Origin of the sequence: Roseisolibacter sp. H3M3-2, assembly GCF_029211165.1 — a bacterium.
In the GTDB taxonomy this organism is placed as follows: domain Bacteria; phylum Gemmatimonadota; class Gemmatimonadetes; order Gemmatimonadales; family Gemmatimonadaceae; genus Roseisolibacter.
Genome location: NZ_JARGEK010000798.1, coordinates 1 through 547, shown reverse-complemented (window position 1 = coordinate 547; position 547 = coordinate 1). Strand labels below are relative to the sequence as shown.

The 547-nt window shown below is 82.1% G+C and carries 2 protein-coding genes; both read right to left on the bottom strand.

Features of this window, described 5'->3' with window-relative positions; genetic code table 11:
• On the bottom strand, positions 1-196 hold a 196-nt coding region (locus tag PYV61_RS26475; RefSeq protein ID WP_275836883.1), incomplete at its 3' end, for a hypothetical protein.
• A 25-nt stretch (positions 197-221) separates the two neighbouring features.
• On the bottom strand, positions 222-547 hold a 326-nt coding region (locus tag PYV61_RS26470; RefSeq protein WP_275836882.1), incomplete at its 5' end, for a hypothetical protein.

Sequence of the window (547 nt, the reverse complement as noted above, 5' to 3'; positions counted from 1 at the left end):
CGACCGACGGGCGCGTCGCGCGGTCCAGCAGCGCGAGGTGCAGCCACGCGAGCAGCGCGAGAGGGAGCGGCCCCGCGAGCGCGACGCGCGCGCCGGCGCGGGCGAAGCCGGGGTACTCGCCGGCCAGCGACGCCAGCGCCGGCGCCGCCGCCGCGAGGCAGAGCAGGACCGCCAGCCGCAGCAGCGCGCGCGGCATCACGGCGCGCGGCCTCGCGTCGCGCTCAACGCCCCGGCCCGCGCGCCGCGGTGTAGCGGCGCTCGACCACCGTCACGCCGTTCGGGTGCAGCGTCGCCTCCCCGCTGGCGCACAGCAGCACGACGCGCGGCTCGACGTCGGCCGCCAGCCCGACGCGCACGCGCGATGCGCCGGGCGCGTACCCGGTCACGCGCATCGGGAGCTGCAGCGACGAGGCGCCCTGCCGCGCCAGCGCCGCGCGGCGCACGGCCTGCGCGCTGTCGACCGGCCAGGGGAGCGACTCGAGGCGCAGCGTGTCGCGCGCCTCGCCCGCCGCGCCCGCGCCGCGCGCGTCGGCGCGGCGGGGCTGCG